At 46.7% G+C, this 13,560-nt stretch carries 10 protein-coding genes, 2 tRNA genes and 2 other RNA genes; 8 read left to right on the top strand and 6 right to left on the bottom strand.

All coding sequences use genetic code 11. The features are described 5' to 3' along the window. Positions 1-68: 68 nt before the first annotated feature. Entirely contained in the window at positions 69-1,700 is a 1,632-nt protein-coding gene (gene oppA, locus OH663_RS05085) for an oligopeptide ABC transporter substrate-binding protein OppA (protein ID WP_048221368.1), read from the bottom strand. Between the two features lie 772 nt (positions 1,701-2,472). Continuing rightward, a complete protein-coding gene (gene ychE, locus OH663_RS05080) occupies positions 2,473-3,120 on the bottom strand; it encodes an NAAT family transporter YchE (RefSeq protein ID WP_045449650.1) in 648 nt (215 codons plus the stop codon). A 487-nt stretch (positions 3,121-3,607) separates the two neighbouring features. Here ychE and adhE point away from each other — a divergent pair, with 487 nt between their 5' ends. Then, positions 3,608-6,286 (top strand): bifunctional acetaldehyde-CoA/alcohol dehydrogenase, encoded by a 2,679-nt coding sequence (gene adhE / locus OH663_RS05075; protein WP_045443611.1) that lies wholly within the window; start codon positions 3,608-3,610, stop codon positions 6,284-6,286. A 226-nt stretch (positions 6,287-6,512) separates the two neighbouring features. Here the strand turns inward: adhE and tdk are convergent, their stop codons facing one another. Continuing rightward, positions 6,513-7,130: a thymidine kinase gene (tdk, locus tag OH663_RS05070; RefSeq protein WP_045443613.1), complete on the bottom strand. Its 618-nt coding sequence runs from the start codon at positions 7,128-7,130 to the stop codon at positions 6,513-6,515. A gap of 644 nt (positions 7,131-7,774) precedes the next feature. On the opposite strand from tdk, the gene hns reads away from it, so the two are divergent. Continuing rightward, complete coding sequence (gene hns, locus OH663_RS05065; protein WP_006684280.1) at positions 7,775-8,188, top strand: histone-like nucleoid-structuring protein H-NS; 414 nt, start codon at positions 7,775-7,777, stop codon at positions 8,186-8,188. A gap of 139 nt (positions 8,189-8,327) precedes the next feature. Here hns and galU read toward each other — a convergent pair whose 3' ends face one another. From galU to rssA, 3 genes are all read right to left on the bottom strand, one after another. Continuing rightward, complete coding sequence (galU, locus tag OH663_RS05060) at positions 8,328-9,236, bottom strand: UTP--glucose-1-phosphate uridylyltransferase GalU (RefSeq protein WP_045443617.1); 909 nt, start codon at positions 9,234-9,236, stop codon at positions 8,328-8,330. Between the two features lie 204 nt (positions 9,237-9,440). Continuing rightward, complete coding sequence (gene rssB / locus OH663_RS05055) at positions 9,441-10,454, bottom strand: two-component system response regulator RssB (protein ID WP_045443620.1); 1,014 nt, start codon at positions 10,452-10,454, stop codon at positions 9,441-9,443. 90 nt (positions 10,455-10,544) lie between these two features. Beyond that, positions 10,545-11,450 carry a patatin-like phospholipase RssA gene (gene rssA, locus OH663_RS05050; RefSeq protein ID WP_200010983.1) on the bottom strand — a complete coding sequence of 302 codons (906 nt, stop codon included), beginning with the start codon at positions 11,448-11,450 and terminating at the stop codon, positions 10,545-10,547. A gap of 111 nt (positions 11,451-11,561) precedes the next feature. Between rssA and OH663_RS05045 the strand changes: the two genes are divergently transcribed. The 6 genes from OH663_RS05045 to OH663_RS05020 all read left to right on the top strand — a co-directional run. Next, on the top strand, positions 11,562-12,017 hold the full coding sequence (locus tag OH663_RS05045) for a YchJ family protein (protein ID WP_045443627.1): 456 nt from the start codon (positions 11,562-11,564) through the stop codon (positions 12,015-12,017). A 56-nt stretch (positions 12,018-12,073) separates the two neighbouring features. Continuing rightward, entirely contained in the window at positions 12,074-12,916 is an 843-nt protein-coding gene (purU, locus tag OH663_RS05040; protein ID WP_045443630.1) for a formyltetrahydrofolate deformylase, read from the top strand. A 156-nt stretch (positions 12,917-13,072) separates the two neighbouring features. Further along, positions 13,073-13,157 (top strand) — tRNA-Tyr (locus OH663_RS05035). 35 nt (positions 13,158-13,192) lie between these two features. Continuing rightward, positions 13,193-13,277: transfer RNA gene (locus OH663_RS05030), tRNA-Tyr, on the top strand. 44 nt (positions 13,278-13,321) lie between these two features. Then, positions 13,322-13,452, top strand: a non-coding RNA gene (locus OH663_RS05025) — RtT sRNA. 44 nt (positions 13,453-13,496) lie between these two features. Beyond that, positions 13,497-13,560: non-coding RNA, RtT sRNA (locus tag OH663_RS05020), on the top strand; the annotation flags it as partial.

The raw sequence follows: 13,560 nt of genomic DNA, 5'->3' as shown, positions 1-13,560 counted from the left end.
AAGAGGTGTTTATAGTTCAATGAAAAAAGACACTGTGGGGCAAAAAAAGATTGCCCCACGTCTTGCCATTAATGCTTGATAATATACAAGTCTTTAACGTGGATATTATCCATCGGGTCTTTACCGGAGTATCCGCCTACCCATGGTTTCACCAGGCGGGCGTTAACATAGTAATAAACCGGTACAATCGCAGAGTCGGCATCAAGCTGCTGTTCTGCTTTCGAATACAGCTCACTACGCTGCGCTTCATCCGTAGCTTTCAGAGTGTCTGCAATCAGCTTGTCAAATGCAGGGCTCTTATAGTGGACGGTGTTGTTGGAGCTGTCAGACAGTACCATATTCAGGAAAGAGGTCGGCTCGTTGTAATCCGCACACCAGCCTGCACGCGAAACATCATAGTTGCCCTGATGACGCGTATCGAGGAAGGTCTTCCACTCCTGGTTTTCCAGCTTCACGTTTGCGCCCAGATTTTTCTTCCAGATAGATGCCGCAGCGATAGCCAGTTTCTTATGCAGATCAGAGGTGTTATACAGCAGATCGAAGGTCAACGGTTTTTCAGCAGTGAAGCCTGCTTCAGCCAGCAGTTTTTTAGCTTCTTCGTTACGTTTTTCCTGTGACCATTTGAACCACTCTGGTTCAACCAGTTTCGCGCCATCGGTATATGGCGGTGTAAAGCTATAAGCCGGTAGATCACCCTGGTTTTTTACTTTGTTGACGATAATGTCACGATCCAGCGCCAGCTTCAGTGCGGTACGAACACGAACATCATTGAACGGTGCTTTCTGGTTGTTAATTTCGTAATAGTAGGTACACAGATACGGATCAACGTGAACTTCGTTCGGGATCTCTTTTTTCAGCTTCTGGAATAACTCAATCGGCATGTTGTTATAGGTCATGTCGATTTCACCACTGCGATAGCGGTTAACGTCAGTGACTTCAGAGGAAATAGGCAGGTAGGTTACCTGGTTAATAACCGTTTTATCGTTGTCCCAGTAGTTGGTATTACGCTCAAGCACAATGCGTTCGTTAACTACCCAATCTTTCAGTTTGTATGAACCGTTAGAAACGATGTTAGCTGGCTGGGTCCATTTATCACCAAATTTTTCAACAACGGCTTTAGGGACTGGTGAAACGGAAGAGTGAACAAGCAGTTTATAAAAATAAGGAACTGGTTCACTAAGGGTCACTTCAAAGGTATGGTCATCAACCGCTTTTACACCGAGGTCTGTTACCGGCTTTTTACCGGCGATAATATCATCAATATTGACAATATGACCGTACTGCAAATAACTGGCATACGGTGATGCGGTATTCGGATTGGCCAGACGCTGCCAGCTATAGACGAAATCTTGTGCAGTAACAGGTGTTCCGTCAGACCATTTTGCGTCTTTACGCAGATGGAATGTCCAGACTTTAAAATCTTTATTTTCCCATTTCTCAGCCACGCCTGGTGATGGCTTGCCATCAACGTCACTGATTAATAAACCTTCGAATAAGTCACGGTTAATGTTGGATTCCGGTACACCTTCGATTTTATGTGGATCGAGTGACTGAACTTCCGAGCCATTATTACGCACCAGCGTCTGTTTTTCAGCAAGCTGAACACCAGCTGGCACAACTGCCGCCGTAGCAACATTCCCGGCTATTAGCGCAGTTAGGATCCCCGCAGCTACTAAACTTTTTTTTGTGATGTTAGACATTGTGTTTGTACTCCCTCATTATTATGGCTGGTTTTATAACCAGACTGTTAATCCTGTTAGGATTCCTGTACAGCACCGGAGATTTTCTGCCGTCAGGTGGTTTATTGTTTACTGCTCGCTATCACCGACTTTATTTATTCTGGCGATTCGTACGACCGCCTTGCGTCGATTATCTACGTACCTCCCCTGCCGGAAGCACGCTACTACTTTGCTGTGAGAAACTAATTGAAAATTATTCTCATCAACGTGAAATCTTCTGCAAAATACCTGGCCGGAAAGTACCAAATGCGTTTCTTAACCGCCAATACATTTTACAGATTTGTTAACCAATTCTCTTTTATCGAAAATAAATCGCACTAAACAGAGTCTCAACAAAAGAGAGAGCTTACAATAAAAACAAAAAAATCAACTAGATACGTCAAATTCGCAGTAAACAACCCTGTCCGGTCTCTGCTTGACGTCAAAATGTACATAAAATTAACAATTGGTTATTAATTAGCACATTCATCTAAAATAGATGCTGAAATAACTAATAACATTTCGATAATCCTACAGCAAGCCCCAGAGTATGATGTTAATAAAATAACAATGACTCCGCAGCTCAACCGTAATGCCTTTAAAATAATTATCTTTAAAATCAATACATAATGTAAATATACGCAACCAGTAGCTTCGATCATTCCATTGCTGGTTTTCAACTTTAGTGAGAGGTTTTACTAATAATGAAAAGAAACGGAGCTGGAATCAGCTCCGTTTGCGGTAAACAAACTCGTCAGGCAAGCAAGCCAGGGAAGATGGATTTGATCCCGGTGACAATGAATTCGATACCCAATGCCATAAGCAATAACCCCATAATTCGCGTAATGACGTTGATACCTGTTTGCCCCAGCAGGCGAACCAGCCAGGGTGCCATGCGGAAAAGTCCCCAACAACACAAGGCAAACAACGCAATTGCTACAAAGAAACCGAACAGGTTTATTGCACTGTGATAACGAGTTCCCCAGACGATGGTTGAACTTATCGCCCCCGGCCCCGCCATCAACGGCAATGCCAGCGGGACAACACCGATACTTTCACGTATGGCGGTCTCTGATTTTTCCTGTTTGTTTTGCTTATCTTCCCCGAGTTTTCCGCTGATCATCGACATCGCAATGGTGACAACCAGAATCCCACCGGCAATCCTGAACGAATCAATCGAAATACCGAAGAGTTGTAGAATACCGTCACCAAGGAACAAAGAGATCCACAGGATGATAGCAACTGACAGGTTCGCCGTGAGGTTTGTTTTATTACGCGCCGCAGCGGTTTGGTAGCTGGTCATGCTGATGAAAACAGGGATGATCCCTACGGGGTTGACCAACGCAAATAACCCAATGAAAAATTTAAAATAAACAGGAAAATCAAATAGCGTTTGGATCACGGTTAGCTCCGAAGCGTTAGCCGGATAAAAATGAGTCATAAAAATTGATTAAAACCGCGCTGAAGATACGCCTTTTAGCAGCATAGTTCACCTTCTATCTGTGTATATGTGTGTAAACACGCTACCATTACTCAGTGTTATTAATATGTATTAAATATGATAATGTTACACCCATCCATCACATCAATTTATTAACACTTACCGATAAACGCTAAAAGGGCCTGCTGAAAGGTGTCAGCTTTGCGTAATTTTGATCCAGATCACGCAATTACTACTCAGAAGTGAGTAACCTTGCTTACGCCACCTGGAGGTAACGCGTTAGAGTTAAATGACGCTAGCGTATAAGCTCTTTTAGTAAATCAATGTAAATGGACGTTAATTAACCGTTTGATTTTCAAAACGTTACACAAATTTTCGTCGATCTGTCTATACTCTCGTATCGAGCAGATGATTTACTAAAAAAGTTTAACATTATCAGGAGAGCATTATGGCTGTTACTAATGTCGCTGAACTTAACGCACTTGTAGAGCGCGTAAAAAAAGCCCAGCGTGAATATGCCAGTTTCACTCAAGAACAAGTCGACAAAATCTTCCGCGCCGCCGCTCTGGCTGCCGCAGATGCTCGAATCCCTCTCGCGAAGATGGCCGTTGCCGAATCCGGCATGGGTATCGTCGAAGATAAAGTGATTAAAAACCACTTTGCTTCCGAATACATCTATAACGCTTATAAAGATGAAAAAACCTGTGGTGTCTTAGCTGAAGACCACACCTTCGGTACTATCACTATTGCTGAACCTATCGGCATTATCTGCGGTATCGTACCAACTACTAACCCGACTTCTACCGCTATCTTCAAATCGCTGATCAGCCTGAAGACCCGTAACGCCATCATCTTTTCTCCGCACCCACGTGCTAAAGATGCAACCAACAAAGCAGCTGATATTGTTCTGCAGGCTGCTATCGCTGCTGGTGCACCGAAAGATCTGATCGGCTGGATCGATCAACCTTCCGTTGAACTGTCTAACGCCCTGATGCATCACCCGGACATCAACCTGATCCTTGCGACCGGTGGTCCAGGCATGGTTAAAGCAGCATACAGCTCTGGTAAACCGGCAATCGGCGTAGGCGCAGGTAACACTCCTGTTGTTATCGACGAAACGGCTGATATCAAACGTGCTGTTGCATCTGTACTGATGTCCAAAACCTTCGATAACGGCGTAATCTGTGCTTCCGAGCAGTCCGTTGTGGTTGTTGATTCTGTCTATGACGCTGTTCGCGAACGTTTCGCCAGCCACGGCGGCTACATGCTGCAGGGCAAAGAGCTGAAAGCTGTTCAGGATGTTATCCTGAAAAATGGCGCGCTGAATGCTGCTATCGTTGGTCAACCGGCATACAAAATTGCTGAGCTGGCAGGTTTCTCAGTACCGACTACCACCAAGATTCTGATTGGTGAAGTTAAAGTTGTTGATGAAAGCGAACCGTTTGCACACGAGAAACTGTCACCAACGCTGGCAATGTACCGTGCTAAAGACTTCGAAGACGCTGTTGAGAAAGCAGAAAAATTGGTTGCAATGGGCGGCATCGGTCACACCTCGTGCCTGTACACTGACCAGGACAACCAGCCAGAACGCGTTGCTCACTTCGGTCAGATGATGAAAACCGCGCGTATCCTGATTAACACCCCTGCTTCTCAGGGTGGTATCGGTGACCTGTACAACTTTAAACTCGCGCCTTCCCTGACTCTGGGTTGTGGTTCCTGGGGTGGTAACTCCATCTCTGAAAACGTTGGTCCTAAGCACCTGATCAACAAGAAAACCGTTGCTAAGCGAGCTGAAAACATGTTGTGGCACAAACTTCCGAAATCTATCTACTTCCGTCGTGGCTCACTGCCAATCGCACTGGATGAAGTGATTACCGATGGTCACAAACGTGCTCTGATCGTGACCGACCGCTTCCTGTTCAACAACGGTTACGCTGACCAGATCACCTCCGTTCTGAAAGCTGCTGGTGTTGAAACTGAAGTGTTCTTTGAAGTTGAAGCTGACCCGACTCTGACCGTTGTTCGCAAAGGCGCTGAGCTGGCTAACTCCTTCAAACCAGACGTTATCATTGCGCTGGGTGGTGGTTCCCCGATGGACGCCGCGAAGATCATGTGGGTAATGTACGAACATCCGGAAACCCACTTCGAAGAACTGGCGCTGCGCTTTATGGATATTCGTAAACGTATCTACAAGTTCCCGAAAATGGGTGTGAAAGCGAAAATGATCGCTGTCACTACCACTTCCGGTACGGGTTCTGAAGTAACGCCGTTTGCGGTTGTTACCGACGATGCAACCGGTCAGAAATATCCGCTGGCAGATTACGCTCTGACCCCGGATATGGCGATTGTCGACGCCAACCTGGTGATGGATATGCCGAAGTCTCTGTGTGCTTTCGGTGGTCTGGATGCTGTAACTCACGCTCTGGAAGCTTACGTTTCCGTGCTGGCTTCTGAATTCTCCGATGGCCAGGCTCTGCAAGCGCTGAAACTGCTGAAAGAAAACCTGCCAGCGTCCTACCATGAAGGTTCTAAGAACCCGGTAGCTCGTGAACGTGTACACAGTGCAGCGACTATTGCCGGTATCGCGTTTGCTAACGCCTTCCTGGGCGTATGTCACTCAATGGCGCACAAATTGGGTTCTCAGTTCCACATTCCTCACGGTCTGGCGAACGCCCTGTTGATCAGCAACGTTATCCGCTATAACGCGAACGACAACCCAACTAAGCAGACTGCATTCAGCCAGTACGACCGCCCTCAGGCACGTCGTCGCTACGCTGAAATCGCAGATCATCTGGGTCTGAGTGCTCCGGGCGACCGTACAGCAGCAAAAATCCAGAAACTACTGGCATGGCTGGAAGAAATCAAAGCTGAGCTGGGTATTCCTAAGTCTATCCGTGAAGCTGGCGTTCAGGAAGCTGACTTCCTGGCACACGTTGACAAACTGTCTGAAGATGCGTTTGATGACCAGTGTACCGGTGCTAACCCGCGTTATCCGCTGATTTCTGAACTGAAACAGATCCTGATGGATACTTACTACGGTCGTGAATACAACGAAGGTGAAACTGTCGCTAAAACAGAAGTAACTGCTGCGCCAAAAGCTGAGAAAAAAGCGAAAAAATCCGCTTAATTCCCACGCATAAGTTTTAGCATCACCATAAACGGTCCCGATGGGACCGTTTTTTTTCGTCTGAATCTTACAAATTCAAACGGTTCTGGCATCAGACATTGTAGGTCAATGGCACTAACAGAAAATCGTACATAGAAGGCAAGAACGGCGTCAGAAGAGAGAGTATGGTCAGGGTAGACCAATAGACCTACCCAGGGTGTATCAGCGCTTATGATCGCTTGAGGGATTAATTGTGGTTGTGTCGTTCCTGAATGGCCGTTAAAGAGCCTTCAGACTGCGCTTCTTTATAATGCTTGCGGCATACCGATACATAACGCTCATTCCCGCCTATTACGACCTGCTCGCCCTCATTAAAAGGTCGCCCAGCCTGATCAAGTCGTAATACCATGCTCGCCTTGCGGCCACAGAAGCAAATGGTCTTTAATTCAACCAGCTTATCTGACCATGCGAGCAGGTATTCGCTGCCACCAAATAATTCACCACGAAAATCGGTGCGTAAACCGTAACATAAGACAGGAATATCGAGTTGATCGACCACCTCTGATAATTCATAAACCTGTTGTCGTGTCAAAAACTGAGACTCGTCCACCAGCACACAATGTATTCTTTGCTGCGCATTCTCCGCACGAATCTCTTCGAACAATGATGAATTTTGGTTAAACAATTTTGCAGGTGACGACAGTCCTATACGTGAACTTACTTTTCCCGCACCAAAGCGATCATCAATTTCCGCTGTATATACAACAGCACGCATACCGCGTTCCTGATAATTGTACGAAGATTGCAGCAATGCAGTCGACTTACCTGCATTCATTGCAGAATAGTAAAAATATAGCTGTGCCATTGACCGTAAGCCCTCACCTGGGGAAATAAATATGCGCAGGATTGTAGCATAACTCGCAAACTTGTCGGTGTTCGTCGTCACCAGAAGGTATAAAAGAGCGGACACTCATCACCCTCCTCCCCCTAAATAATGTGGGTACAGTAAGTGTTCGCGGGAGCATTCTTAAGTGTGTAATGGTGTAAATGCGCACAACCAAAGTGCAAGTGACATGAAGTATGACGCGTATATACACACTCTTTCACAAATAGTGCTAACAAAATTCATCAATGCTACTTATCGTCACAGATCAATAAAGAACCCTTGCTCTTATTGTTATTGCCTCTCGCTGTGACAACCTCGTAATAGCGAATTTCCGTAAGCAAAACTAATACAAAAGGTTGAAATTGCTGCAAAGAGATACTATTACAACACGGTAAAAATGTGACCTGAATCCTGAATTTTTACTCTCCCCTGATGAGAAGCCCCCTCACCAATAAGCCTTTTTTATGCCGTTCATCAGGTAAAATTTAAGACTGGAGAATAAATAATGATACTAAATAAAGCGCAATTTTGAATTCCTTACATTCCTGGCTATTGCACAACTGAATTTATAGCTCTATTATTAGCTCAACAAACCACCCCAATATAAGTTTGAGATTACTAAAATGAGCGAAGCACTTAAAATTCTGAACAACATCCGTACTCTTCGTGCGCAGGCAAGAGAATGTACTCTGGAAACGCTTGAAGAAATGCTGGAAAAATTAGAAGTTGTCGTTAGCGAGCGTCGCGAAGAAGAAAGCGCTGCCGCTGCTGAAGTTGAAGAGCGTACTCGTAAACTGCAACAATATCGTGAAATGCTGATTGCTGACGGTATTGACCCTAACGAACTGCTGAATAGCATGGCTGCTGTTAAATCTGGCACCAAAGCTAAGCGCGCAGCACGTCCGGCTAAATATAGCTATGTAGACGAAAATGGTGAAACCAAAACCTGGACTGGTCAGGGTCGTACACCGGCTGTGATCAAGAAAGCAATGGAAGAACAAGGTAAACAACTGGACGATTTCCTGATCAAGGATTAATTCAGAATTAGTTTGCTTAAAATCCCGCCTGTGGCGGGATTTTTTTTATCTGTACTTCGTACAACACCCCACCCGGATTAGGTATAAAAAAACGGCGCTGGATTAACAGCGCCGTTTCGTCCTGATTAATACCGAACTGTTACTTCTTAATACCCATCTCGTCTTCGAGCCAGGCTTTAAATTCAGCGCCAAGCGTATTATGGCGAATACCATATTCAACGAACGCCTGCATATAACCTAGCTTATTACCACAGTCATGGCTTTTGCCCTTCATATGGTAGGCTTCAACTGTTTCTTTTTCAATCAGCATATCGATGGCATCGGTCAACTGAATTTCATCACCGGCTCCCGGAGGTGTTTTTGCCAGCAGAGGCCAGATATCTGCGCTGAGAACATAACGTCCGACAACAGCAAGATTAGAAGGTGCAACATCGGCTTTTGGTTTTTCAACTACACCAACCATCGGTACGCTTTCACCCGGTGTTAATTCAACGCCTTTACAATCAACAACACCGTAAGCCGTCACATCCGCTACAGGTTCCACCATAATCTGACTGCTGCCAGTTTCATCGAAACGGTGGATCATTTCAGCGAGGTTATCGCGGGATAAATCAGATTCGTATTCATCAAGAATAACGTCTGGCAGAATGACCGCAACGGGTTCATCGCCAACAACCGGATGCGCGCACAATACCGCGTGACCCAGACCTTTAGCCAGCCCTTGACGAACTTGCATAATAGTCACGTGTGGCGGGCAAATAGATTGAACCTCTTCGAGAAGCTGACGTTTTACACGTTTTTCCAGCATAGCTTCAAGTTCAAAGCTTGTATCGAAGTGGTTTTCAATTGAATTTTTAGACGAATGAGTCACCAGCACAATTTCAGTGATACCCGCAGCAATACATTCGTTTACGACGTACTGAATTAATGGCTTATCAACCAGTGGAAGCATCTCTTTCGGGATTGCTTTCGTAGCCGGTAGCATCCTGGTTCCTAATCCCGCTACCGGGATAACGGCCTTTTTGACTTTTGAATTTAGGGCAGCCATTTAAAACTCTCCTGGACTGTTCATGTATTGAACGTGTTCATTAATCTGTATCGCATCCGAGTATATCAGTACCGCGACAAGCATCAGGTCTGAAAAGGACGCGGGTCGGAATAATTAAGACAATTACCAATAAATCTGGCGCTGATAGTAGCACTCACGCAGACAAGGAGGTGAAGTAATTTTATTCTCCTCCTATTCGATTGTTCATTCCGCAGACAACATCAGACGCAGGCGTCCTCCAGCCCCCCAAATTTGGCACTGCCAGGACTCACAGCGTTGACTTAGCTGGTTAAGATAAGTATTACCTAATGTCCCCAGGGGAACACCATTACTGATTTGTACATGATGTGAGCCTGTATTTAATGTCGCGTTCAGACCCGCGGATACCAGTATCAGATTTTTTAATCCGCTATGATAATACCCCACCAGCAACGGAAACTGACCCGGTAAGTTGGCCTGTCGCAGCAGATGGTTAACCTGTTTCAATAATGTTCCCAGTTCCGGCAACCGTTGATTTTGATGTGCCAGCTGTTCCTGCAGCAGTCCATTAAACAATGCGCGCAATAACAGTGCGGCCAAAACACCATTGTCCCCCGCTCGAGTCACATCCAGACAATAGAAAGCGAGGTCGTGGTCTGACAGCGGCGCGATATCAAGCACCAACCCCGGTTGGTCGGCGGCAACCAGTTGTCGATAATTAATTCGACATTGAGAGATAACTTGCTGAACCGGAGGCTGTAACTCCTGCAGCAGTTTTGCAGCAGCCGCAGGGTCATCTACCATTGCATCCCAGTCACGGAACAACCGCTCCTCTTCTTCTACACGTGAGTTAAACATGTTGGGATAGAGACACGCAAAGACCGTTTCACGCAGGCGGTTGAGGTCCTTTACTGGCTTTAGCAGTACATCGTCCACACCGAGCCGCAGCGCTTTGGCAATATCAGCCATATTTTCCGTTGCAGAGATAACCAGAATCGGCGTTTGATCGCCGCGATTACGCAGATATTCGACCAGTTTAAGACCGTTCATTCTCGGCATAGCAAGATCGCAGATCATCAAATCAGGTGTGAAGTGTCCAAGTAACTCCAGCGCATCAAGCCCATCGCCTGCTACAGCCGTTGTCGCTCCCAAAGAGGAAAACCATGAATCCAGAAGCGAGCGAAATACAGGCTCATCTTCAACAATAAGAATCTGTTTTCCGACCAATGGCTGCGTCATATTCTCCCCCCTGACTGGCTTTAATAAATAGTGGCATGCTATTGCTACTCACGCCTGTCAGAATTTACTTAAGTGTTGATAAAAAATGCGTTAAACGTTGGTCTTCACCAGGGGCAAAAGTTCATCCATTTTCTTCTCTACCGCTAACTGCCCGGCAGCAATCGCGGCGCTTGCGCGGTGAAAATCCAGCGTGGATATTTGCGGACAAAATGGCTGAATAAGGATATCTGGCGGATCACCGGCCATGCGGTTGCGTTTAAGACGGTTTTCCAGAACCTGAATTGAGGTCGTCATGATCTCCATCGCCGTCGGCGCGGTTACTGCACGTCGCGCAGTAATATTACTCAACCGCTCTTTCAGGCGAGCATGCCACGAAAGCTCATCATCACTCGACTCTGTGTCATTGCTGACGTTGAAGGAGAGCAGATCTTGTTGCATGAGATGCGCATCATGTTGCAGATCGACTGCAATGACGATATCAGCGCCCATCGCTCGCGTGAGAGAGACTGGCACGGGGTTAACTACTGCGCCATCAACCAACCAGTAGCCATTATGTGCAACCGGAGACATCAGGCCAGGAATACTGCAGGAGGCTCGGACTGCAAGGTGCAAGTCACCATCCGTAAACCATAGCTCCCGGCCAGTACTCAAATTGGTCGCAACAGTTGCAAAACGGCGAGAGCATTGTTCGATGGCTTCCACCGGCATGACATTACGATACTGGTTAAATACCCGTTCACCGCGCAGTAATCCCCCCCTGCGCCACGAGAGATCCATCAGACGTAACACATCCCAGTAGCTAAATGAGCAGACCCACTGCTCAAGGGCGGGTAATTTGTTGCAAGCGTAGGCGGCCCCGACCAGCGAACCGATGGAACACCCTGCCACAATATCAATATCAATGCCCATGTGTTTAAGGGCCTTAATCACACCGATGTGCGACCAGCCTCGTGCTGCGCCGGAACCTAGCGCCAGCCCAATTTTAATTTTTCTCATTGTACCTACAGACTTCCCCTGGCTTGCAGACGTAGCAACATCGCCACGGCTCAGTTAACATAGTGCCACCGTGGCGTTTTTACGCCGTTTTTTTATTCCAGGGAGTAATTTGTGTCTCAGCTTTGTCCCTGTGGTAGCGCTGTCGAGTATAGCCTATGTTGCTACCGTTATGTGTCCGGCGCGCAAGTAGCACCTACGCCGTCACACCTCATGCGTTCTCGTTACTGTGCTTTTGTGATGAAAGACGCAGATTACCTGATTAAAACCTGGCACCCGGACTGTAATGCAGCCGCTTATCGGGATGATATTATCGCAGGGTTTGCCCATACCGAATGGCTCGGACTGACCATTTTTGAACAGGCGACGTCAGACACAGACAATGTCGGATATGTCAGCTTCGTTGCGCGTTTTTCTGAACAGGGGAAAACAGGCGCAATTATCGAGCGATCTCGTTTTTTAAAGGAAAACGGCCAGTGGTATTATATTGATGGTACGCGCCCTCAACCAGGCCGAAACGACCCCTGCCCTTGCGGGTCAGGTAAAAAATTTAAAAAGTGCTGCGGCTAACCAATGCCCGACAGCGCATCAATGATGCAAACATTCTCAACAGGATTACCCCGGCAATGCATTCACAACAACGTAAAGTTCTTCGCACTATCTGTCCCGATCAGAAAGGTTTGATCGCACGGATCACCAATATTTGTTACAAGCATGAACTGAACATCGTGCAAAACAATGAATTTGTTGACCATCGCACCGGGCGCTTTTTTATGCGCACGGAACTGGAAGGTATTTTTAATGACGTCACGCTACTGACCGATCTGGACAGCGCCTTACCAGAAGGTTCAATTCGCGAACTAACGCCGGCAGGACGTCGCCGCATTGTTATATTGGTCACCAAGGAAGCACATTGTCTGGGTGACCTGTTAATGAAAGCCAATTATGGCGGACTCGATGTTGAAATTGCTGCGGTTATTGGCAACCACGATACGCTGCGTTCTCTGGTTGAGCGTTTTGATATTCCCTTTGAGCTGGTCAGCCACGAAGGATTAACACGCGAAGAACACGATCAGAAAATGGCCGATGCCATCGACGCACATCAGCCCGATTATGTTGTATTGGCGAAATATATGCGTGTTTTGACCCCAGAATTTGTTTCACGCTTTCCGAATAAGATCATTAATATTCACCACTCGTTCCTGCCAGCCTTTATTGGTGCACGTCCGTACCATCAGGCTTATGAGCGCGGTGTTAAAATTATCGGTGCAACGGCTCACTATGTGAATGATAACCTCGATGAAGGTCCAATTATTATGCAGGACGTGATTCATGTGGATCACACCTATACCGCAGAAGATATGATGCGTGCGGGCCGCGACGTAGAAAAAAATGTTTTAAGCCGGGCCTTGTATCAGGTTCTGGCCCAGCGAGTCTTTGTCTACGGTAACCGAACGATTATTCTGTAATCGATTGATAATTAAATTGGTTACCTTTACATCTTTACGCGTAAAAATCAGGCAACCAGTTCTTTTTTATCAACGGAATACTTTACAGCGGCGCGTCATTTGATATGATGCGCCCCGCTTCCCACCGGAAGCAGGCCAGTACAAGCATTACCCCGTGGTGGGGTTCCCGAGCGGCCAAAGGGAGCAGACTGTAAATCTGCCGTCATCGACTTCGAAGGTTCGAATCCTTCCCCCACCACCATTTCAAAGTATCGTCCTACAATTTGAATTACCCCTGGTGGGGTTCCCGAGCGGCCAAAGGGAGCAGACTGTAAATCTGCCGTCATCGACTTCGAAGGTTCGAATCCTTCCCCCACCACCATCACTTCCCTGAAGCACAATAATCAACTCAAAAACTGCTGCTTAATGTCCTGCCCTTGGGGAAGGACGAGAATCTTCGACTAAGGTTCGATTCGAGCGTAGCGAGAAAGCGTTGCCGCAGGCAACGACCCGAAGGGCGAAGCGCGCAGCGCTGAGTAATCCTTCCCCCACCACCATCACTTCCCTGAAGCACAATAATCAACTCAAAAACTGCTGCTTAATGTCCTGCCCTTGGGGAAGGACGAGAATCTTCGACTAAGGTTCGATTCGAGCGTAGCGAGAAA

Source organism: Citrobacter sp. Marseille-Q5395 (genome assembly GCF_947057495.1).
Taxonomy (GTDB): domain Bacteria; phylum Pseudomonadota; class Gammaproteobacteria; order Enterobacterales; family Enterobacteriaceae; genus Citrobacter; species Citrobacter murliniae.
Note: the sequence above shows the minus strand (reverse complement) of the source record. Positions and strands in the feature narration are given on the sequence as shown.